Below are 20,568 nucleotides of genomic sequence, written 5' to 3' on the forward strand. Positions count from 1 at the left end.
GAGAACAACCATGCACACACGAATGCTGATCGACGGCGAACTCATCGCCGGCGCCGGGCAAGCCTTGCCGGTATTCGACCCGGCCCTGGGCGAATGCATCGCCATGGTCAACGAAGCCAGCACGCAACAGGTGGATGCCGCAGTCGCCGCAGCGGAGCGGGCCTTCGCCAGCTACAGCCGCAGCACTCCGGCCGAGCGCTCGGCGCTGCTGCTGCAGATCGCCGCCGTGGTGGAGGCCAACGCCGAAGAGCTGGCGGCCCTGGAAAGCCGCAATGCCGGCAAGCCGTGGCCGTCGCCGCTGAACGACGAGATGCCGCTGACCGTGGACACCTTCCGCTTCTTCGCCGGCGCGGCACGGACCCTGTCCGGGGTGGCCGCCGGCGAGTACGTGGCCGGGCATACCAGCCTGATCCGTCGCGACCCGCTGGGCCCGATCGCCGCCATCGCGCCTTGGAACTACCCGCTGATGATGGCCGCGTGGAAGCTCGCCGCGCCGCTGGCGGCCGGCTGCAGCGTGATCCTCAAACCTTCGGAACTGACCCCGCTGTCGACCCTGCGCCTCGGCGAACTGCTGCAGGACGTGGTGCCCCGGGGCCTGGTCAACATCATCCATGGCACAGGAGCGACCCTCGGTGATCATCTCGTCAATGCTGCTGGGGTGGAGGGCATCAGCATCACCGGCTCGCCAGCGACTGGCGCGGCAGCGATGCGCGCGGCGGCTCAACAGTTGCGCCAGGTTCATCTGGAACTGGGTGGCAAGGCACCGGTGATCGTCTACGCCGATGCCGATATCGACACGCTGGTCGCCACCCTGCGCGGCACCGCGTTCTTCAATGCCGGGCAGGACTGCGCCCAGCCCTGCCGGCTGCTGGTGGAAGACAGCGTCTACGAACGGGTGGTCACGGCCCTGGCCAGTGCGGTGGGCTCGATCCGCACCGGCGCGCAGCACGAAGACGGCACGCAGATGGGCCCGCTGATCAGCGAAGCCCACTGCCAGCGGGTCGCTGCCTTCGTCGAGCGGGCTCACGGCAGCGCCCGGGTGGTGGCCGGTGGCGAGCGGGAGAACCGCCCGGGCTTTTTCTACCGGCCCACGGTGATCGCCGATGTCGCCCATGACGCCGAGATCGCCACCCAGGAAATCTTCGGGCCGGTGATCACGGTATCGCGCTTCGCCGCCGGCGAGGATCCGGTGGCCATCGCCAACGCTGGCCGCTACGGCCTGGCCTCGTCGGTATGGACCCGCGACAGCGGCCGTGCCATGGACGTCACCAGCCGCCTGCGCTACGGCTTCACCTGGGTCAACACCCATGGCGTGGCCACCCCGGAAATGCCCTGGGCGGCGATGAAGGGCTCGGGCCATGGCTGCGATATGTCGGTGTTCGCCCTGGATGCCTACACCAGCGTCCGCCACGTCATGTTCGCCCACGGATGATCGCCATGAATCAAGCAATCGTGATTGTCAGCGGCGGCAGCCGCGGGATCGGCCGGGCCATTGTCGAGCGCTTCCTCGGCGAAGGCGCCCGGGTGGCGACCTGCGGGCGCGGCGAGCGCCCCGCCGACCTGCCCGGCGAAGTGCTCTGGGTGCAGGCTGACGTGGCCCGCACCGGCGATGCCGAACGGGTCGTGCAGCGCACCCGGGAGCGCTTCGGCGAACCGAGCGTGCTGGTCAACAACGCCGGCGTCCAGATCGAGAAGACCCTGCCCGAGACCAGCGACCAGGACTGGGACCAGGTCATGGGCATCAATGCCCGCGGCACCTTCAACCTGTGCCGCGCGGTATTGCCGGGCATGGCCGAACACGGCGGCAGCATCGTCAATATCGGCTCGATTTCCGGGCTCAACGCCGACCCCGGCATGGCCCTGTACAACGCCTCCAAGGCCTTCGTCCACGGCCTGACCCGCTCCCTCGCGGTGGATCACGGCCCCGCCGTGCGCTGCAACGCGGTGTGTCCCGGCTGGATCATGACCGCCATGGCCGCGGACGGTTTCGCCGTGGCCAGGGACCCCGCCCGGGCCCAGGCCGATGCCCTCGCCCGCCACCCCGCCGGCCGCTTCGGCACGCCGCAGGATGTCGCCGGCCTGGTGTGCTGGCTCGCTTCGCCACAGGCCGCGTTCGTCACCGGCCAGTGCTACGTCATCGATGGCGGCCTGACCGCCGCTTCCCCCCTGCAACCGAGGTTTTTCTGATGAATGAATTTGCCAATGTCGCGGTGATCGGCGCCGGTGTGATCGGTGCCAGCTGGACCGCCCTGTTTCTCGCCTCGGGGCGCAATGTCGCGGTGTACGACCCGGCGCCGACGATGGAAAGCGATGTACGTGCCTATGTCGACAACGCCTGGCCGACCCTGGTCGAACTGGGCCTGGTCAAACCCGGCGCGCCGGGTGAGCTGAGCTTCCACCACAGCGCCGCCGAGGCGGTACGCAACGCCGATTTCATCCAGGAAAGCGTGCCCGAGCGCATCGCCATCAAGCACGCGCTGTACGCCGAGATCGAGCCGGCACTGAAAACCGGCGCTATCGTCGCCTCCTCCGCCTCTGGCCTGCCGCTGGGCGAGATGCAGGCCGGCTGGAAGGACCCGTCGCGCCTGGTCCTCGGCCATCCGTTCAATCCGCCGCACCTGATTCCGCTGGTGGAGGTGATGGGCAACACGAGCACCGCCGACGGCGTGATCGCACGGACCGAGCGCTTCTATGAGCTGGTCGGCAAGGTCACCATCCAGGTTCATCGCGAGGTCCCGGGGCATGTCGCCAACCGCTTGCAGGCGGCGCTGTGGCGCGAGGCGATTCATCTGGTGAGCATCGGCGCGGCCAGTGTCGAGGACGTCGACAAGGCGGTCTGGGCCGGGCCCGGTCTGCGCTGGGCGGCGATGGGCCCGACCCAGCTGTTCCACCTCGGCGGTGGGCCCGGCGGGCTGCAGTCGTTCTGCGAGAAGTACACCGAGAGCTTCCATCGCTGGTGGGACGACCTCGGCAATCCGCGCCTGGATGCCGAAACCAGTGCGCGCCTGGTCGAAGGTGTGCTGGCCGAGTCGGCGAGTGCTTCACAGGCCGAGCTGTCGGAAGCCCGCGACGCCCTGATCACCGCCATGCTCAAGGCCAGCAACGACCTGCGCCGGCGCTGATGAGAACAGGTATCTACACAACTTCGGGTTCACTGCCGGAACTCTTGTGGGAGCAGTCCACTGGTGTAGGTACCCATGCTCCTGAGGACGCGCCGCGGACGCGGCGCCTTTTGGGCAGGACGCCCCTTTTTCGAAGTCGAGGTCATCATGTCCGTGGATCGTCTGATTCTGCGTGTCGCACGCATCCTGCCCGCCGCCCGCGATGCCCTGGTGGTGGAACTGCGCGATCCCGCCGGCGCGCCGTTGCCTGCCTTTACCGCCGGCGCCCATATCGAACTGCACCTGCCCGACGGCCTGGTGCGCCAGTACTCGCTGTGCAATGACGCCCGCGAACGCGAGCGCTACCAGGTCGGCGTCGGCCTGGCGCCGGACAGCCGCGGCGGCTCGCGCTATATCCACCAGCAGTTGCAGGTCGGCGACGAACTCACCGTGAGCGTACCGCGCAACAACTTCCCGCTGCACAGCGAGGCCGCGCACTACGTGTTCTTCGCCGGCGGCATCGGCATCACGCCGATCCTGGCGATGATCCACTGGTGCGAGGCCAACCAGAAGCCATGGCGCCTGTTCTACCTGGTGCGCAGCCGCGAGCGCGCGGCGTTTCGCGAGGCGCTGGCCGCCTATGGCAACAAGGTGCTGCTGCATGCCGACGAGGAAGCCGGCGGCTTCTTCGATATCGCCGGGGCCATCGCCGCCCTCCCCGCCGACAGCCATCTCTACACCTGCGGCCCGACCCCGCTGATGCTCGCCGTGGAAGCGGCGGCCAGCCGCTTTCCCGCGGACCAAGTGCATTTCGAGTGGTTCACGCCCAAGGCCGTCGAGGCGGGCACCAACCGGCCGTTCACCCTGCGCCTGGCGAAAAGCGACAGGTGCCTGGAGGTGCCGGCGGACCAGAGCATTCTCGAAGTCCTCGAACGCAACGGGATCAGGGTCGAGCATTCGTGCCGCGAAGGCACCTGCGCGTCCTGCGAGACCCGCGTGCTGGCCGGCATCCCCGAGCACCGCGACAGCGTGCTCAGCGCCGCCGAGCAGGCGCGCAACGACACCATCATCGTCTGCGTCTCCCGCGCCCTCAGCGAGACGCTGGAACTCGACCTGTAAGGAGCCCCCGATGCAGACCTACCGTACCGTCGTGCGTCCCGAGTGGATCGACTACAACGAGCACCTGCGCGACGCCTTCTATTTCCTGATCTTCAGCTACGCCACCGACGCCCTGATGGCGCGCATCGGCCTCGACGAGGTCGGTCGCGGAGCCACCGGGCACACCCTGTTCACCCTCGAAGCGCACATCAACTACCTGGCCCAGGCCACCCTGGGCGACCCGCTGGACGTGCGCACGCAGTTCATCGACCGCGATCGCAAGCGCCTGCACATCGTGCACAACCTGCACCACGGGGCCAGCGGCCAGTTGCTGGCGGTCAGCGAGCAGATGCTGATGAACATCAATTTCCACACCAGCAAGGCCTGCGGTTTTGCCGCCAGCGTCGAGCAACGCCTGGAGGCGCTGGTGCCACGGCATTCCGGGGCGAACCACCCCGGTTACTGCGGGCGGGTGATTGCCATCCGCCGCTAGCACGACAACCACAAACGCCAATCCCTGCCTCGAGGAGCGATCCGATGTCCGCCAAATCCATGCTGTTTGCCGGTGCGCTGTTGAGCTTTGCTGTCACCAGCCAGGCCAGCGATCCCGCGCAATGCCATACCGTGCGCCTGTCCGATCCGGGCTGGACCGACATCCAGTCCACCACCGCCGTCGCCACCACCCTGCTCAAGAGCCTGGGCTACAGGACCAAGGTCACCCTGGTCGGCGTGCCGCTGACCTACAAGGCCCTGGCCGAAGGACGCAGCATGGACGTGTTCCTCGGCAACTGGATCCCGACCATGGAGCCGGACCTGGCGCCGTACCGCGACGCCGGCAAGATCGACATCGTGCGCAAGAACCTGGAGCACGCCAAGTACACCCTGGCCGTCCCCCAGGCGCTGTGGGACAAGGGGCTCAGGGACTTCGCCGATATCCCGCGCTTCAAGGACCCGCTCAACGGCAGGATCTACGGCCTGGAGCCCGGCGATGGCGGCAACAATGCGGTGCTCAAGGCCATCGAGCAGAATGCCTTCGGTTTGAAGGACGCCGGGTTCAACGTGGTGGCGTCGAGTGAATCGGGGATGCTGTCGCAGGTCGAGCGGGCCATTCGCCGCGACGAGCCGATCCTGTTCCTCGGCTGGGAGCCGCATCCGATGAACACGCGCTTCAAGATCAGGTTCCTCACCGGCGGCGACGCCTTCTTCGGCCCCGACTTCGGCGATGCCACGGTGTACACGGCGACGCGCAAGGGTTATGTGGCGGCCTGTCCGAACGTGGGGCAACTGCTGCAGAACCTGAGTTTCACCCTGGACATGGAGAACCGCATCATGGGTTCGATCCTCGACGACAAGATGGAACCGGAAGCCGCCGCGCGGGCCTGGCTCAAGGCCAACCCGCAGGTGCTGGAGGGCTGGTTGCAGGGGGTCAGCACGCTGGAGGGCAAGCCGGGGCTGGAGGCGGTGCGCGCCAGTCTTTAAAGGGCGCTGCCGCGGGTGGGCGTGTAGAACAGCGAGGACAGCGCGCCTTCGTGTTCCAGCAGGTGGATCTTCTTGTCGATGCCGCCGGCGTAGCCGGTCAGGCTGCCATCGCGACCGATGACCCGGTGGCAGGGGATGATGATCGAGATCGGGTTGTGCCCCACCGCCCCGCCGACCGCCTGGCTGGACATGCTCGCCAGGCCGGTGCGGGCGGCCACCGCCTTGGCGATCTCGCCGTAGGTGGTGGTGGCGCCGTAGGGGATCTCGCAGAGCAGGGTCCAGACCGCCTGGCGAAAGTCGCTGCCCAGGGGGGCCATGGGCAGCTCGGCGATGGCGGGCTGTGCACCGGCGAAATAGCGGTCGAGCCAGTCGCGGGCCTGGATCAGGAAAGGCAGGTCGTCGTTGACGATCAGTTCGCCCGGGGAGCTGTCGCCAAAGTACTTCTGGCCCACCATCCACAGGCCCATCAGGTGGCTGTCGCTGCTCGCCAGTTGCAGGGTGCCGACAGGGGATTGGTAGGTGGTGGAGTAGAACATGGGGGTGCGGCTCCTGGGGTCAGGGGGCAGTCTTTACCATGGGCACGTGATGGATCTCAAGGCTGCGGTGATCCAGCCCTGGTTCATCGGGTGGTCGATCCACACCGCTGGCTCGGCCCGACACGAGGCCGAACGAAGAGGTGAAAGATTGCGTCGCGCATCGCCACGGCGATATTTTCTGGCGAACTCGGCGCAACCCTGCAATAAATTGCAACAATCACCCCGCCATTGCTTCTTACAATGGCCACATTCCCCCGCCGCAACCGCACAAGGACTGCCGATGACCTGCGCCATGGCCCTGGAAGCACTGGCCTTCGATCACCAGGATGGTGAAGAGATCCTCCCCCACTGCCACATCCAGGCGCAGCTGATCCACGCCCTGTCCGGCGTGATGCTGGTGGGTGCCGCGGGGACGCACTGGGTGGTGCCGTCCGGCCATGCGCTGTGGGTACCGCCTGGCACCGGGCACCAGATCCGCATGTTCGGCAGCGTGCGCATGCGCACCCTGTTCATGCCCGCCTCGACCTGGCCCTGGGGCGGCCAGGACTGTCAGCTGATCACCGTCACCGCGCTGCTGCGCGAGCTGCTGGTGGCCGCCAGCGCGTTGCCGCTGGCGATCGAGCACGAGCGCCGGCGGCGCTGTATCCACGCCCTGCTGCTGGAGGAAATGCACGCCGCGCAGACCGTCGGCATCCACCTCGCCATGCCCGCCGATCCGCGCCTGCAGCGCCTGTGCAACCAGGTCATCGCGCGCCCGGCGGACGAAACCGGGCTGGAGGACTGGGCGCAGCAACTGAACATGAGCGGCCGGACCCTGGCCCGGCTGTTCCAGCGCGAACTGGGGATGAACTTCGGCGACTGGCGCACCCGCGTGCGCATGGTCCTGGGCATGCAGCGCCTGATTGCCGGCGCCTCGGTACTGGAGGTGGCGCTGGAGCATGGCTACCAGAGTCCCAGTGCGTTCGCGCAGACCTTCAGGCGCATCATCGGCCAGTTGCCCAGCCACTATCAGGGGCTGGCGGGCTGAGGTTGTCCGTTTCGCGAGGGTCGTTGTCCGCAGCGCGAGCGCACCGGCAAGCAGCGCTGCCTAACCTGCCGGAGTCACCACGAAAATGACTCCAGACCATGCCCATAGCCTTCTCCCTTCGCCCGCGGGCACTGGCCTGCGCCACTGCGCTGCTGGCCGGCTGCTCGGCGCTCAGCGAGCATCCCGCGCCCGCCACCACCGCGCCGGTGGTCGCCGACTGGCACGCCCTCGCCAGTGAAACCAGCAATGCCCCGGCCGACGCCCAATGGTGGCGCCTGTACCAGGATCCGCAGCTCGATCAACTGGTAACCCGCGCCCTGACCCACAACCTCGACCTGCAGGCGGCCCTCGCCCATGTCGACGAACTGCTCGCCCTGCTCGGCCAGAGCAAGGCCCGGCAATGGCCGGATACCCGCCTGTCGTGGCACAGCGATTACGGTCGCAGCGACGAGGACCAGAGCGCAGCCAAGGCCAGCGGCCAGCGCGCGCCATCGCAGTGGAGCCACGGCCCCGCCTTCGCCCTCGACTACCAGATCGACCTGTGGGGCCAGGTGCGCCAGTCGATCCTCGCCGCCCAGGCCAATGCCGAGGCCGCCGAAGCCGCCCGTGACCAGCTGCGCGTCGGTATTGCCGCCGGCACCGCTCGCGCCTATGCCAGCGCCTGTGCCTATGCGGCGCGGGCGATGATCCAGGAGCGCTCGCTGGACACCGTGCGCCAGAGCCTCGACCTGACCGAGCGCCAGCGTCGTTCCGGGCTGGTCACCGACCTGGAAGTGCAACGTCTGCGCAGCCTGCTGGAAGAAACCCGCGCGGACCTGGCACCGTTGCAGGCCGAACAGGAGGCGGCGCTGGAGGAGCTGGCGCTGCTGGTCGGTGCCGAGCGTGACAGCCTGCCGCCAGCGATCAGCGGCTGTCGCAACGTGCCGCAACTGGCCCGCCCGCTGCCGGTGGGCGATGGCTGGGCGCTGCTGCAGCGTCGCCCGGATATCCGCCAGGCCCGGCGCGAGCTGGAAGCGGCCAGCCGCGAAGTCGGGATACGCCAGGCGGACTACCTGCCGAGCGTCTCGTTCGGCGCCGCGATCGCTTCGTCCGCCGATCACCTGGGCGACCTTGGCGAACACCAGGCGATCAGCTACAGCGTCGGGCCGCTGATCAGCTGGCGTTTTCCCAATGTCCTCGCCACCCGCGCCCGCGTCGATGGCGCCAGGGCTCATGAACGCGGGCAACTGGCGCGCTTCCGTCAGCGGACGCTGGTCGCCCTCAAGGAAGTGCGCCAGAGCCTGCTCCGCTACAGCGCTGAAAACCGCCACCGTGCGGCCCTGCTCGCCGCGCTCGACAGCGGGCGCAAGGCTTACCAGCTGGCCCGCCTCAACCACCGCGCCGGCGCCATCGACTTCCTCGACCTGCTCGACAGCGAGCGCGCCCTGGTGCGTCTCGAAGCGGACAAGGCCGAGGCCGACCGCCAGTTGATGGAACGCCAGATCGATCTCTTTCAGGCCCTCGGTGGCGGCTGGCAGGAACCCGCCGCCCACTACGCCGCCAACGACCAGGGAACTGCCCGATGAATATCGCCGTCGATGAACAACGCGCCCAGCTCGGCGCCGACACCACACCCCCGCCACGCCATGGACGCCAGCGTCTGTACTGGCTCGGCGGTGCCGCCCTGAGCCTGGCGGTGCTCGGCTACAGCCTGTACTGGCTGGACAGCGGGCGTTATCTGGAGCAGACCGACGACGCCTATGTGCGCGCCGACTGGATCACCATCAGCCCGAAGGTCGCAGGCTACGTCGCCGAGGTCCTGGTCGCGGACAACCAGGCGGTGGCTGCCGGCGATCCGCTGGTACGCATCCATGACCGCGACTACCAGGCCCGCCTGCTCCAGGCCCGGGCCCGGCAGAACGAAAGCCGCGCGGCGATCGCCGCACAGCAGGCGGCGCTGGTCACCCTGGAGGCGCGCCTGCAGGAACAGCAGGCGCTGATCGACCAGGCCGCTGCCGATATCGACAGTGCCCGCGCCGAACGCCAACGGGCGCAGCTGGACTTCCAGCGCTATCGCGACCTGGTGGCGCAACAGGCGGCCAGCGAGCAGCGTCTGGAAAGCGCCAGTGCCGACTTCGCCCGCGCCCGCTCGGCGCTGAGCCGTGCCGAGGCCGCCGCCAGCCGCCAGCACACCCGCCTCAGTGTGCTGCAGGCCAGCCGAGAACAGGCGACCGCCCTGCTCGACCAGCAACGGGCCCGCGCCGCCGAGGCGGATGCCAGCCTGGAGCTGGCCAGCCATGAACTGGAGGACACCCTGATCCGCGCGCCCATCGCCGGCGTGGTCGGCCAGCGCCGCGTGCGTCAGCGCCAGTACGTCACCCCGGGGCTGCCGCTGCTGGCACTGGTCCCGGTGGAGCAATCCTTCGTGGTCGCCAACTTCAAGGAAACCCAGCTGCGCCGCATGCGTCCGGGGCAACCGGTGACGCTGCTGGTCGACAGCTTCCCCGGCCAGGTCCTGCATGGCCGGGTCGACAGCTTCTCGCCGGGCTCCGGTGCGGTGTTCGCCCTGCTGCCGCCGGACAATGCCACCGGCAACTTCACCAAGATCGTCCAGCGCTTTCCGGTCAAGGTGGTGCTGGAGGACGGCGCCCGGCAGAAGCTGCCGATCCTGCCGGGCATGTCGGTGATCGCCGAGGTCGACACCCATGAGCCTTGATGCGCAGAAGATCTCGCTGAAGTCCTGGGTCGCGGTGGTCGGCGGGCTGTTCGGCTGCTTCATGGCCGGGATGAACGTGCATGTCACCAGCGCCGCCCTGCCGGAGATCGAAGGCTCGCTGGGCGCCACCTTCGAGGAAGGCTCGTGGATTTCCACGGCCTACCTGGTCGCCGAGATCGTGATGATCCCGCTCACCGCCTGGCTGGTGCAGGTGTTCTCGTTGCGCCGGGTGATGCTGGTGGGCTCGGCGATCTTCCTGCTGGCCTCGGTGGCCTGTTCGCTGGCGCCCAACCTGGCGAGCATGATCCTGATCCGGGTGATCCAGGGCGCGGCCGGCGCGGTGCTGATCCCGTTGTCGTTCCAGCTGATCATCACCGAGCTGCCGGCGTCGAAGGTGGCGATGGGCATGGCCCTGTTCAGCCTGTCCAACAGCGTGGCCCAGGCCGCCGGCCCGTCCATCGGCGGCTGGCTCACCGATGCGTACAGCTGGCGCTGGATCTTCTATCTGCAGTTGCTGCCCGGAGTGGCGCTGCTGGCGGCCATCGCCTGGGCCATCCCGGCGCAGCCCATGCAGTTGCAGCGCCTGCGCCAGGGGGACTGGCTGGGAATCGCGGCCATGATCGTCGGCCTCGGCGCCATCCAGATCGTCCTCGAGGAAGGCGGGCGCAAGGACTGGTTCGGCTCGAACTTCATCACCTGGACCCTGGTCGTCGGCGTGCTGGCCCTGTTGCTGTTCATCCATACCCAGTTGTTCGGCAGGCGCGCCTTCATCAACCTGCGCCTGCTGGCCGGCTACAACTTCGGCGTGGCCAGCGCGGCGATGTTCGTCTTCGGCGGGGCGACCTTCGGCCTGGTGTTCCTGGTGCCCAACTACCTGTCGCAGATGCATGACTACAACGCTCGGGAAATCGGCGTCAGCCTGATCGCCTATGGCCTGGTGCAACTGCTGCTGGCGCCATTCATGCCCAGGCTGATGAGCTGGCTCACGCCCAAGCTGATGGTCGCCAGCGGCTTCGCCATCATGGCGCTGGGCTGTTATCTCGGGGCCTGCCTGGATGCCGACGCGGCGGCCAATGTGATCATCCCGTCGACGGTGATCCGCGGGATCGGCCAGCCATTCATCATGGTGGCGCTGTCGGTGCTGGCGGTGTCGGGCTTGTCGAAAAGCGAAGCGGGATCGGCCTCGGCGCTGTTTTCCATGCTGCGCAACCTCGGTGGCGCAGTGGGCACGGCGGTGCTGACCCAGGTGGTGTCGCAGCGCGAACGTTTTCATTCGGTGCGGATCGGCGAACAGGTGGATGTGTTTTCACCGGCGTTGCAGGAGCGCCTGCAAGGGGCGCCGGATGAGCTGGAGGTGCTGGCGCGACTCGGCGAGCACATACGCCATGAGTCGTTCCTGATGGCGTATGGCGATGCGTTCTATCTGGCGTTCGTCGCCCTGCTGGTGTGTGCGGGGGCGGCGCTGTTGTTGCGCAGCGGGAAAAGCTGAAGATTGGCAGTGGTCTGCCGGGCCGACGGCGACTGCTGTCGCTCCTCTCGGGGCATTAGATCCACCGCCTACAAAACAGCAGGAAGATTCCCACTTACACGGGACGAATCAGCAACTAAAAACACCCACTCGAGGATTTAGCTCATAACGCCCAAGAAACCCGCCAACGTCGAAGGTGCCTGTGAAGACTTCAACGATCGCAAGAGTGATCAAACTCACCAGCCTGTTTCTGCGCGAGCAATTGAGAGAGCCCATCTCATTGCTCTGGACGCTCATTTCACCCAGCGCCCTGTTCTATCTGATCACCTACACCAATGCCCCCTCCGACAGCGCAAGTGACAACTACCTCCACTCGACGGCAGGCTTCCATGCCTATATCGCCGCCACCGTGGCCTTTTTCGGTGTCGCCTTCTACATCATCGGACGCAGGGAAAGCGGGTTTATCAGATCCTTCATCTACTGCGCCGAGGCGAAAAACATCTTCCTGGTGTCACACCTGATCTGCTGTTTCCTGACGGCATCGCTCTATTGCCTGACGTTCTATCTGATTACCAAGCCTGGCTTCGGTGAATACAGCGTTTCGGAAATGACGCTGATCCTCTACAGGTTCCTCACCTGCTTCATCATCTTCTGCACCCCGGCATTGCTGCTCGCCAACCGCCGACTGAAATTCCAGACGGCCAACACCGTTATCTCGATCATCATCTTCGCCTTGATCCTGCTGGCACTGCTGTCGACCAGGGTGCAGAGCCCAGCCCTGGATATCGTCAATCTGCTCAATATCTTCCTGCTCTCGAAAAACATCATGGCCGGCCACTATCAAGCCTTGCCCTTCATGCTGTCGTTCATCGGCGTACTGCTTGTGACCTTCGTGTACACCGCACGAAAACTGAAGATCAACCCGGTATGGAGCAGATACTGATGCCCGCCATCAAAGCCCAGGCCCTGTCACTGAAGTTCAAGGACAAGGTCCTGTTCGACAACGCCAATATCCTCATCGGGAAAAACGAGATCACCGGAATCATCGGCAAGAATGGCGCCGGCAAAACCACCTTCTTCGACCTGATCTGCGCCATCCGCCGCCCGGACCGGGGCACACTGGAAAACCTCACGCACCAGCATTCCTATCTGTCACAGACCCTGGGCATGCCGGCGACCCTGTCGATGAAAGAAATCTACGAAATGACTGCAGCGCTGTCCTGCGCACGGATTCCGTCGCTGGCCACGACCTTGCAGACCTTCCACGCCTGGGATACCCGACTGGCAACGAAATTCAGCGAGACATTGAAAAAACGCCCAAGCCATTGCAGCTACGGGGAGATCCGTTTCTTCTTCACCCTGTCGCTCATCTCGTTTGCAAAAGAACTGCTGATCCTCGACGAACCCACCGCCGGGGTCGATCCCGAATCGCGCCACTACATCTGGTCGTTCATCAAGAAAGCCCGGGAGAACGGCGCGACCATCATCGTCTCGTCGCACAACATCCAGGAGATCTGCGAGCACTGCGACAGCTTCCACCTGATTCACAATCAGCAGTTCTCCCGCTTCGACAGTGCCCAGGCGTTCATGAGCAGATTTGGCGGGGCCACGCTGGATGACGCCTTCATCGCAAGCATCTACAGCTGACATGACCGCCTGAAACGGGGCTGATCCGACGCCGCAGACGCGAATCAACCCCGCTGACGGAATTCACTGCCCCACCGGAATGGTGAACCTGAACTCCGTCCCCTTCCCCAGCTCGCTGCGCGCCTCGATCCGTCCGCCGTGGGCCTCGACGATACCCTGGGTGATGTACAGGCCCAGCCCGGTCCCGGTCGGATTGCCCGCCTTCAGCGTCCAGTAGCGATCGAACACGTGAGGCAACTGGTCCGCGGCGATCCCTTCGCCGTTGTCGCGTACGGTGAAGACGATCTCGTTGCCCCCCGCCACCGCATGCACTCCCACCGCGCCCAGGCGGGGAGTGAACTTGATGGCATTGCCCACCAGGTTCGACAGCACCTGGAACAGCCGCTCCGGATCGGCATGGATCTTCAGCGCCGGCTCGCTCTCGAAGGCGATGCTGATGTCCTTGTTCAAGGCCAGCGGCGCCAGCAGGGCCTGGGTCTCTTCGAAGAGCTGCCCGACATCCAGGGTCTTCGGCGAGATGGTGTAGCGCCCGGCATCGATCTTCGAGGTATCCAGCAGATCGTCCAGCAGCGTGCTCATGCGCCCCGCCGCCTGCTGCATGGTGTCGATGGCCGTGGCGATGCGCCGCGAGGTGTGCGGGCCGTCGGAACTGAAGGTCTTCTGCATCATGCCGCAGAGCATGGAGATCACCGTCATCGGGTTGCGCAGGTCGTGGGACACCACCGCCACCAGGTCATCGCGGGCGCGCACCGCCTGCTGCTCGCGACGTACCTGGCGCGCCAGGTCGTTTTCCAGGGCGGAACGGCGCAGGTCATTGGCGGCGAACAGGTCACCCTGGCTCCACTTGCGCGAAATCCCCGCCATCTCCACTTTCCAGATCTCGAACGAGGTGCGCGGACGCAGGCGCAGGCCGGTCTCGGAGTTTTCCAGGTCCAGCGGTTTGCGTGGATCACCGCTCCAGTTGATGCTCTCCTTGACCTCCGGGCGGAACCACAGCACGCCGTTGTCCACCGGCTTGGGCAGGCTCATGGCCAGCACGCCGCTGGCGACCGCCTGGTACGCCAGGGCCGGCGGGTACACGGCGGACAGGTTGTGGCTGGCGAACACCGGCTCGCCGCTGTGCTGCAACCATTGGTGCAGGGCGCGGATCTCGTCGGGCTCGGGGCAGTTACCGTGGCGGTGCAACTGCCGGTCCTCGATGATCGCCACGCCGCCGGCGCCGGTCAGCGCCATCAGCACCTCGGGCTGCCCCGCGAGGCCGTCGAAGACGGTCTGCGGCGAGTCGACCAGCGCCTGGTTGAGCAGCGCCAGGGCCTCGATCTTGGCGTCGCGCTGGCGGCTGACGTCGAGGGCCTCCATGGCGCTGATCTGCAGCGACAGCACCTGGCCGATGGCCTGGCAGGCCATGCGCAGTTCGTGGGGGACATGCAGCGGCTGGCGATTGCCGCAGCTGATCAGGCCCCACAGCTCGCCGTCCTTGAGCAGCGAGATGCTCATGGACGACAGCACGCCCATGTTCTTCATGTACTGGCAGTGGATCGGCGACACGCTGCGCAGGGTGGCGAAACTCATGTCCAGCGGCGCCTGGGTATCCGGGCGCAGGCGCGGCACCAGCGCGACGGCCTGGTAATCGGCATCGGGGATGATCCGCAGCCAGTTGCTGCGGTACAGCTCGCGGGCTTGCTGGGGAATGTCGGAAGCCGGGAAGAACAGGCCGTTGAACACTTCCATGGCCGGCGCGGAGGCTTCGGCGATCACCTGGCCGTGGCCCTCTTCCTCGAAGCGGTAGATCAATACCCGGTCGTAGCCGGTCATGGCCTGGATCTCGCGCACGCTGATGTCGTACAGCGCCTGCAGCGACTTCGCCCCCTGCAGGCGCTGAAGCATGCGCCCGAGGTTGATCAGGTTGCCGGCGATGCTGTCGGCCCCGAAATGCCGGGCGTGCACTTCCAGTTCGAGGATCAGCACACCGTCGTGGCGATGCAGCAGACCGTCGAAGCTCAGGCCGCCGAGCTGTACCTGCAGGGGCGATTCGTTGGACAGCAGCGGCTGCTCCAGGGTCGGACGCAGCGCGGCCAGCGCCTGCGCGCCGAGCAACTGCTCCAGGGGCTGCCCGATCAGCGCCTGCGGTTCATGGCCCAGCAGGGTTTCGACGTTGGCGCTGACCTGGAGGATGCGCAGGTCCGGCTCGCTCAGGGTGACCAGCAGGCCATGGGGCTGGATCGCCCCGGGAAAACGGATCGGCTCGTTGGCGCAATCGGCCAGCAGTTCGTCGAAAGCCTTCTGCTCTTCGGCGTTCACAGCAGTACCTCCCGGCTTTCCAGCCAGCGTTCGAAACAGCGGAATGTCTGCTGCGCGGCCGCGACCACGACGCCGCGCCCGGCGGCGTCCAGCGGGCGAGCGCACAGCAGGGAGAGAAAGGCCCGCCAGCGGCGCCCGGTGTCGCTGCCGTAGACATCGAGAAAGGCCGCGCCATTGCTGGCATCGAGGCCGAGACGGCGGTGGATTTCCCGGCGCAGCACCTGGCCGCCGAGGGTCGCGCCCTCGATGACATAGAGCACGCCGAGGCAGGCGGCGCTCGAACCGAGCGGCGGCAACTGGCGACACACCGGCAACTGCGCCAGCGCCTCGGCGGACAGGCCCAGGGCGCGCAGGTCGTCGCCCAGGGTGGCGGTCTTGTGCAGCGATTGCGGATCGACCTCGGCGGGCAGGTCGCTGCGTTGTCGCAACGCGGCTTCCAGCGGTGCATAGAAGCCGTGATAGGCCTGCATCAGGCGCAGGAAGGCCGGGAGATCGAGGGTGTCGGAGAAGAAAGGCAGGCGTTTTTCCAGTGCGATGTGCAGGTCGCCGGTGCCCGCACGCAGGGCTTGAAGGACCGGCGCCGAAGCGACGTCACAGGGCGTTGATTGCATGTGGCCTCTGATCTGATGAATGACCTCGTGATGGCCAATGGCTAAAAGCTGATCGAAAGATCAACAGACAAAATGGACTAATTCCTACAGCCGCGCAACGTGGGATTCAGTTGGCGCGCTAAAGGAAATGCCAGCGGGTTTTCGCCATGTCGGCACTGGCTCGCGGGCCGATCGCGGTGCACTGGAGCAGGTGGATTTCGACGGTGGCGCCTGCGATCGCGTATAAACTCGCTCCACCTTGAAACGCGCTGCCGGTATGGTGCGCCGACTCCCTTCCCAGCGCGGACGATCGACATGGACAGATTCCAGGAAATGAAGGTCTTGCTCGCCGTCACCGACGCCGGCAGCTTCGCCGCCGGCGCCCGCCTGCTGGGCATGTCGCCGCCCAGCGTGACGCGGGTGATCGCCGGCCTGGAGCAGCGCCTGGGCACCCTGCTGCTGGCGCGCAGCACCCGCAGCCTGCGCCTGACCGAAGCCGGTCGGCGCTTCGTCGCGGACTGCAAGCGCATCCTGGTCGATCTGCAGGAGGCCGAGGAACTGGCCACCGGCAGCGACATCCGCCCGCGCGGCAACCTGACCGTCACCGCACCGGTGATGTTCGGCGAGCTGTTCCTGATCCCGCTGATCACCGAGTTCCTGATGAGCCACCCCGAGGTGACCGTCAATGCGCTGCTGGTGGACCGCCTGGTGAACATGGTCGACGAAGACGTGGATGTCGCCGTGCGCATCGGTCTGCTCGCGGACACCGCGCTGCAGGCCATCCAGGTCGGTGAAATCCGTCCGGTGGTGTGCGCCGCACCGGCCTTTCTCGACCAGGTCGGCCGGCCCGCCACGCCCGACGAGGTGCTCGACGCGCCGATCGTCATGTCCAGCACCAGCAGCCTGCTCACCGAATGGCAGTTCGATGTCGGTGGCACGCCGCGGGTCCTGCGTCCCGAACCGCGCCTGCTGGTCAGCTCCAACCAGGCGGCGATCAATGCCGCGTGCCAGGGCTGGGGCTTCACCCGGGTGCTGTCCTACCAGGCCGCCGAACGGGTGGCCAGGGGCGAGCTGGAACTGGTCCTCGAGGACTTCGCCATCCAGGCCTTTCCCGTGCATGTGCTGTATCAGCCCGGCGCACGGGTGCCGGCCAAGGTCAGCCGCTTCATCGAGCACTGCGTCGAGCGTTTTCGCGACACCCCCGCCCTGCACCTGGCGCGGCACGCCAGGCCATGAGCCGCTATCGGCAGATGCAGGCCTTTGTCGCCGTGGTCGAGGCCGGCAGCCTGGCCGCCGCGGCGCGGCGGCTGGCCTGGTCGCCGGCGACCCTGATCCGCCTGGTCGACGCCCTGGAAACCCGCCTCGACAGCGCGCTGCTGTTGCGCGGTCCGCGCGGGGTGAGCCTGACGCCGGCGGGCGAACGCTTCGCCGCCAGTTGCCGGCAGATTCTCCAGCAGCTCGAGAGCGCCGAACGCTCCGCCGCCGGCCTGCATGTGCGCCCCGCCGGGCGCCTGAACATCGCCCTGCCGCTGCTGATGGACCACCAGGTGTTCACCCCGATCGCCCTCGCCTACCTGCGCGCCTACCCCGAGGTGCAACTGGTCACCCGGGCCAGCGATACCCTGCCGCGGCTGCTGGAAGATGCCATCGATGTCGCCCTGACCCTGGGCCAGCAGCCAGACTCGTCGGACTTCGCCATGCCGCTGGGCCGGGTCAGTCCGATCGTCTGCGCGTCGCCGGCGTACCTTGCCGCCTGGGGTGTGCCACTGACGCCCGACGATCTGGCCGCCCATCGCACCGTGCTGACCAGCGCCCCCGGCTATGCCAGCGAATGGCGCTTGCGTCACGCCGATGGCAGCCGGCCGGTCCGGCTCAGGCCGGTGCTGACCTGCACCACCCAGCGCGGCGCCATCCATGCCGCGACCCTGGGCCTGGGCCTGGTTCGCTGCATGAGCTACGAGGCCCACCAGGAGCTGCAGAGCGGCAAGCTGGTGCGAGTCCTCGGCGCCTTCGCCAGCCCCGGCCTGCCCGCGCAGCTGATCTACCGCGACGGGCGCCGGGCCGATGCGCGGGTGCGCAGCTTCATCGACTTCGCCACGCCGCTGCTGCGTGAACACGCGGCCTTTCTCGGCTGACTGTTTCGGAATACGGAATTATGGATTGCCATTGCTGGCGATTCTGTCGATCCGCGAACGGGCGCAGGATGCCTCCAGCAGCGCCGCACCGCTGCCCTTCCCCTGACTCGACACGGAACCTCGATCATGTCCCAGACCGCCATCAAGCTGTATCGCCACCCGCTTTCCGGCCACGCCCATCGCATCGAACTGCAACTCGCCCTGCTCGGCCTGCCGGTCGAACTGGTGTTCGTCGACCTGGCCAACGGCGCGCACAAGGCCCCGGAATTCCTCGCGCTCAACCCGTTCGGGCAGATTCCGGTGATCGACGACAACGGCACGGTCATCGCCGACTCCAACGCGATCCTGGTCTACCTGGCAAAACGCTACGGCAACGACCAGTGGCTGCCGGAAGACCCGGTAGGCGCCGCCCGCGTGCAACGCTGGCTGTCGGTCGCGGCCGGGCCGGTGGCCTATGGTCCGGCGGCGGCGCGCCTGATCACCGTGTTCAATGCCAGCTTCCATGCCGACGAGGTCATCGCCCGCGCCCATACCCTGCTCCAGGTGATGGAGGGCGAGCTGGCCGACAGGCCGTTCCTGGCCGGCGCGACGGCGACCATCGCCGATGTCGCCAACTACTCGTACATCGCCCATGCGCCGGAAGGCAACGTGTCGCTGCAGGCCTACCCGAATGTGCGGGCCTGGCTGCAACGCATCGAGGCACTGCCGGGCTTCGTCGGCATGCCGCGCACCGCCGCCGGCCTGCAGGCTGGTTGAATGCCACGGGCCGCCTCGGCGGCCCTTTTCCAGGAGAGCCGCGATGGACAGTTCGTCGAAGTCACCCTGGCACGCCGGCGAGAAACAGTTGCAGGCGCGCTTCAATGTCGCCGAGCGCATGGAACTGGTCGGCCAGAGAGTCATCCGTGACCACCTGCCCGAGCAGCACCGGACCTTCTATGGGCAACTGCCGTTCATCGTGGTCGGCGCCGTGGATGATCACGGCCAGCCCTGGGCCACGCTGCTGGAAGGCCCGCCAGGGTTCGCCCGCTCTCCCGATCCGCGCCACCTGCTGCTGGCGACCCGCGCGCACAGCCAGGATCCCGCCAGCGCCGGCCTGCGCGCGGGACGGGCGATCGGCCTGCTCGGCATCGAACTGCACAGCCGCCGGCGCAACCGTATGAACGGCAGCATCCGCCGCATCGACAGCGCCGGCATCGAGGTCGAGGTCGAACAGTCCTATGGCAACTGCCCGAAGTACATCCAGCCGCGCGCCTTCACCTATGTCGGCGAGTCTGCGCAGGAACGCCCCGAAACGTTCACCGCGCTGAACCCGCAGACCCGGGAGATGATCCGCGCGGCGGACACCTTCTTCATCGCCAGCCATGTCGAGCATGACGCTGGTCGCCACGCGGTGGACGTCTCGCACCGCGGCGGCCGCCCCGGCTTCATCGCCATCGAGGGCAACCGCCTGATCGTGCCCGACTACAGCGGCAACCAGTTCTTCAACACCCTGGGCAACCTGTTGCTCAACCCGGTCGCCGGACTGCTGTTCGTCGACTTCGCCAGCGGCGATCTGCTGCAGGTTGCGGGTCGCACCGAGCTGCTGCTGGACGACCCACGGCTCCACCACGTCGAGGGTGCCGAACGGCTCTGGAGCCTCGACGTCGAGCGGGTCGTGCTGCGCCGCGCCGCCACGGCGCTGCGCTGGACGACCCTGCCTGCCTGAGTTTTTTCAACCTATCGAGGAACCTGCACATGTCCCATCCCGAGATCCGCCCACCCGTACCGCCGTTCACCCGCGAGTCGGCGCTGCTCAAGGTGCGCCTGGCCGAAGACGGCTGGAACAGCCGCGACGCGGCCAGGGTCGCCCTGGCCTATACGCCGGACACCCAGTGGCGCAACCGCGCCGAATTCATCGACGGCCGCGCCGAGGCCGAAGCCTTTCTGCGGCGCAAATGGCACAAGGAGCTGGAGTATCGCCTGATCAAGGAACTGTGGGCCTTCGACGGCAACCGCATTGCCGTGCGCTACGCCTACGAATGGCACGACGACTCGGGCAACTGGTTCCGTTCCTATGGCAACGAGAACTGGGAGTTCGACGAGCACGGCCTGATGGCGCGACGCTTCGCCTGCATCAACGACCTGCCGATCAGCGAGGCGCAGCGCAAGTTCCACTGGCCGCTGGGACGGCGGCCGGATGAGCATCCGGGGTTGTCGGCGTTGGGGTTGTGAGGGGGGGCTGTGTGGTGACCGTCTGGTGCCTGTCTTGAGGCTTGCAGTGCTCTCGAGATCGAGCGCCGCCCGCGCGGCGCATCGCGGGCTACGCCCGCTCCCACATTTGTTGCAACGCGCCATGGCCTGTTGGATTTGAGTTGTTAGCCTTTGTTTTTCGGCGATGCATCGCGGGGAGGCTGTTGGGCTCGACTCGGTATCGAGTCGAACCAACAAGGCGGTCAACCATGGCCTGTCAGACATAGGTACGTTGCAACAAATGTGGGAGCGGGCGTAGCCC

At 66.9% G+C, this 20,568-nt stretch carries 19 protein-coding genes and 1 pseudogene; 17 read left to right on the top strand and 3 right to left on the bottom strand.

The window, feature by feature from the left end; genetic code table 11:
- Positions 1-10 precede the first annotated feature (10 nt).
- From RTI28_RS25025 to RTI28_RS25050, 6 genes are all read left to right on the top strand, one after another.
- Complete coding sequence (locus RTI28_RS25025) at positions 11-1,432, top strand: aminobutyraldehyde dehydrogenase (protein ID WP_316922961.1); 1,422 nt, start codon at positions 11-13, stop codon at positions 1,430-1,432.
- Between the two features lie 5 nt (positions 1,433-1,437).
- The gene (locus tag RTI28_RS25030) at positions 1,438-2,187 is read left to right on the top strand and encodes an SDR family oxidoreductase (RefSeq protein WP_316922962.1); all 750 of its coding nucleotides are present in this window, start codon (positions 1,438-1,440) and stop codon (positions 2,185-2,187) included.
- On the top strand, positions 2,187-3,122 hold the full coding sequence (locus RTI28_RS25035; RefSeq protein WP_316922963.1) for a 3-hydroxyacyl-CoA dehydrogenase NAD-binding domain-containing protein: 936 nt from the start codon (positions 2,187-2,189) through the stop codon (positions 3,120-3,122). The genes RTI28_RS25030 and RTI28_RS25035 overlap by 1 nt, the downstream gene beginning before the upstream one ends.
- 147 nt (positions 3,123-3,269) lie before the next feature.
- On the top strand, positions 3,270-4,220 hold the full coding sequence (locus tag RTI28_RS25040; RefSeq protein WP_316922964.1) for a PDR/VanB family oxidoreductase: 951 nt from the start codon (positions 3,270-3,272) through the stop codon (positions 4,218-4,220).
- A gap of 10 nt (positions 4,221-4,230) precedes the next feature.
- Positions 4,231-4,692 carry a thioesterase family protein gene (locus tag RTI28_RS25045; protein ID WP_316922965.1) on the top strand — a complete coding sequence of 154 codons (462 nt, stop codon included), beginning with the start codon at positions 4,231-4,233 and terminating at the stop codon, positions 4,690-4,692.
- 44 nt (positions 4,693-4,736) lie between these two features.
- Positions 4,737-5,678: a choline ABC transporter substrate-binding protein gene (locus tag RTI28_RS25050; RefSeq protein ID WP_316922966.1), complete on the top strand. Its 942-nt coding sequence runs from the start codon at positions 4,737-4,739 to the stop codon at positions 5,676-5,678.
- On the opposite strand, the gene RTI28_RS25055 is transcribed toward RTI28_RS25050, so the two are convergent.
- On the bottom strand, positions 5,675-6,214 hold the full coding sequence (locus tag RTI28_RS25055) for a methylated-DNA--[protein]-cysteine S-methyltransferase (RefSeq protein ID WP_316922967.1): 540 nt from the start codon (positions 6,212-6,214) through the stop codon (positions 5,675-5,677). The two genes, RTI28_RS25050 and RTI28_RS25055, sit on opposite strands and share 4 nt — an antisense overlap.
- 280 nt (positions 6,215-6,494) lie before the next feature.
- Here RTI28_RS25055 and RTI28_RS25060 point away from each other — a divergent pair, with 280 nt between their 5' ends.
- From RTI28_RS25060 to RTI28_RS25085, 6 genes are all read left to right on the top strand, one after another.
- Positions 6,495-7,241 (top strand): helix-turn-helix transcriptional regulator, encoded by a 747-nt coding sequence (locus RTI28_RS25060; RefSeq protein WP_316922968.1) that lies wholly within the window; start codon positions 6,495-6,497, stop codon positions 7,239-7,241.
- A 98-nt stretch (positions 7,242-7,339) separates the two neighbouring features.
- Entirely contained in the window at positions 7,340-8,806 is a 1,467-nt protein-coding gene (locus RTI28_RS25065) for a TolC family protein (RefSeq protein ID WP_316922969.1), read from the top strand.
- The gene (locus tag RTI28_RS25070) at positions 8,803-9,936 is read left to right on the top strand and encodes an HlyD family secretion protein (protein WP_316922970.1); all 1,134 of its coding nucleotides are present in this window, start codon (positions 8,803-8,805) and stop codon (positions 9,934-9,936) included. Before RTI28_RS25065 ends, RTI28_RS25070 begins: the two co-directional genes overlap by 4 nt.
- Positions 9,926-11,425, top strand: a complete 1,500-nt coding sequence (locus RTI28_RS25075; RefSeq protein WP_316922971.1) for an MDR family MFS transporter — start codon at positions 9,926-9,928, stop codon at positions 11,423-11,425. Before RTI28_RS25070 ends, RTI28_RS25075 begins: the two co-directional genes overlap by 11 nt.
- Positions 11,426-11,630: 205 nt before the next feature.
- Positions 11,631-12,347 (top strand): ABC transporter permease, encoded by a 717-nt coding sequence (locus RTI28_RS25080; protein WP_316922972.1) that lies wholly within the window; start codon positions 11,631-11,633, stop codon positions 12,345-12,347.
- Entirely contained in the window at positions 12,347-13,051 is a 705-nt protein-coding gene (locus RTI28_RS25085) for an ABC transporter ATP-binding protein (RefSeq protein ID WP_316922973.1), read from the top strand. The genes RTI28_RS25080 and RTI28_RS25085 overlap by 1 nt, the downstream gene beginning before the upstream one ends.
- A gap of 63 nt (positions 13,052-13,114) precedes the next feature.
- Here the strand turns inward: RTI28_RS25085 and RTI28_RS25090 are convergent, their stop codons facing one another.
- Entirely contained in the window at positions 13,115-15,352 is a 2,238-nt protein-coding gene (locus RTI28_RS25090; RefSeq protein WP_316922974.1) for an ATP-binding protein, read from the bottom strand.
- Positions 15,349-15,963, bottom strand: coding sequence for a biliverdin-producing heme oxygenase (locus RTI28_RS25095; protein ID WP_316922975.1), 615 nt, complete (start codon positions 15,961-15,963; stop codon positions 15,349-15,351). Before RTI28_RS25095 ends, RTI28_RS25090 begins: the two co-directional genes overlap by 4 nt.
- Before the next feature lie 294 nt (positions 15,964-16,257).
- Here RTI28_RS25095 and RTI28_RS25100 point away from each other — a divergent pair, with 294 nt between their 5' ends.
- The 5 genes and pseudogenes from RTI28_RS25100 to RTI28_RS25120 all read left to right on the top strand — a co-directional run bounded on the left by RTI28_RS25100 (position 16,258) and on the right by RTI28_RS25120 (position 20,288).
- Positions 16,258-17,178: a LysR family transcriptional regulator gene (locus RTI28_RS25100; protein ID WP_316922976.1), complete on the top strand. Its 921-nt coding sequence runs from the start codon at positions 16,258-16,260 to the stop codon at positions 17,176-17,178.
- Positions 17,175-18,077: a LysR family transcriptional regulator gene (locus RTI28_RS25105; RefSeq protein ID WP_316922977.1), complete on the top strand. Its 903-nt coding sequence runs from the start codon at positions 17,175-17,177 to the stop codon at positions 18,075-18,077. The genes RTI28_RS25100 and RTI28_RS25105 overlap by 4 nt, the downstream gene beginning before the upstream one ends.
- Positions 18,078-18,203: 126 nt before the next feature.
- Positions 18,204-18,833, top strand: a complete 630-nt coding sequence (locus RTI28_RS25110; protein ID WP_316922978.1) for a glutathione S-transferase — start codon at positions 18,204-18,206, stop codon at positions 18,831-18,833.
- A 43-nt stretch (positions 18,834-18,876) separates the two neighbouring features.
- Positions 18,877-19,764, top strand: a pseudogene (locus RTI28_RS25115) (pyridoxamine 5'-phosphate oxidase family protein); the annotation flags it as partial.
- 47 nt (positions 19,765-19,811) lie between these two features.
- The gene (locus tag RTI28_RS25120; protein WP_316922979.1) at positions 19,812-20,288 is read left to right on the top strand and encodes a nuclear transport factor 2 family protein; all 477 of its coding nucleotides are present in this window, start codon (positions 19,812-19,814) and stop codon (positions 20,286-20,288) included.
- Positions 20,289-20,568: the final 280 nt, after the last annotated feature.

Source organism: Pseudomonas sp. zfem002, from assembly GCF_032621685.1.
Taxonomy (GTDB): domain Bacteria; phylum Pseudomonadota; class Gammaproteobacteria; order Pseudomonadales; family Pseudomonadaceae; genus Aquipseudomonas; species Aquipseudomonas japonica.

What these genes read in the sequence shown, in the direction of transcription:
- RTI28_RS25055 (WP_316922967.1), bottom strand. Translation starts at nt 6,214, where the DNA reads ATGTTCTACTCCACCACCTACCAATCCCCTGTCGGCACCCTGCAACTG.
- RTI28_RS25025 (WP_316922961.1), top strand. Translation starts at nt 11, where the DNA reads ATGCACACACGAATGCTGATCGACGGCGAACTCATCGCCGGCGCCGGG.
- RTI28_RS25095 (WP_316922975.1), bottom strand. Translation starts at nt 15,963, where the DNA reads ATGCAATCAACGCCCTGTGACGTCGCTTCGGCGCCGGTCCTTCAAGCC.
- RTI28_RS25050 (WP_316922966.1), top strand. Translation starts at nt 4,737, where the DNA reads ATGTCCGCCAAATCCATGCTGTTTGCCGGTGCGCTGTTGAGCTTTGCT.
- RTI28_RS25035 (WP_316922963.1), top strand. Translation starts at nt 2,187, where the DNA reads ATGAATGAATTTGCCAATGTCGCGGTGATCGGCGCCGGTGTGATCGGT.
- RTI28_RS25060 (WP_316922968.1), top strand. Translation starts at nt 6,495, where the DNA reads ATGACCTGCGCCATGGCCCTGGAAGCACTGGCCTTCGATCACCAGGAT.
- RTI28_RS25100 (WP_316922976.1), top strand. Translation starts at nt 16,258, where the DNA reads ATGGACAGATTCCAGGAAATGAAGGTCTTGCTCGCCGTCACCGACGCC.
- RTI28_RS25075 (WP_316922971.1), top strand. Translation starts at nt 9,926, where the DNA reads ATGAGCCTTGATGCGCAGAAGATCTCGCTGAAGTCCTGGGTCGCGGTG.
- RTI28_RS25110 (WP_316922978.1), top strand. Translation starts at nt 18,204, where the DNA reads ATGTCCCAGACCGCCATCAAGCTGTATCGCCACCCGCTTTCCGGCCAC.
- RTI28_RS25045 (WP_316922965.1), top strand. Translation starts at nt 4,231, where the DNA reads ATGCAGACCTACCGTACCGTCGTGCGTCCCGAGTGGATCGACTACAAC.
- RTI28_RS25070 (WP_316922970.1), top strand. Translation starts at nt 8,803, where the DNA reads ATGAATATCGCCGTCGATGAACAACGCGCCCAGCTCGGCGCCGACACC.
- RTI28_RS25040 (WP_316922964.1), top strand. Translation starts at nt 3,270, where the DNA reads ATGTCCGTGGATCGTCTGATTCTGCGTGTCGCACGCATCCTGCCCGCC.
- RTI28_RS25085 (WP_316922973.1), top strand. Translation starts at nt 12,347, where the DNA reads ATGCCCGCCATCAAAGCCCAGGCCCTGTCACTGAAGTTCAAGGACAAG.
- RTI28_RS25120 (WP_316922979.1), top strand. Translation starts at nt 19,812, where the DNA reads ATGTCCCATCCCGAGATCCGCCCACCCGTACCGCCGTTCACCCGCGAG.
- RTI28_RS25065 (WP_316922969.1), top strand. Translation starts at nt 7,340, where the DNA reads ATGCCCATAGCCTTCTCCCTTCGCCCGCGGGCACTGGCCTGCGCCACT.
- RTI28_RS25030 (WP_316922962.1), top strand. Translation starts at nt 1,438, where the DNA reads ATGAATCAAGCAATCGTGATTGTCAGCGGCGGCAGCCGCGGGATCGGC.
- RTI28_RS25105 (WP_316922977.1), top strand. Translation starts at nt 17,175, where the DNA reads ATGAGCCGCTATCGGCAGATGCAGGCCTTTGTCGCCGTGGTCGAGGCC.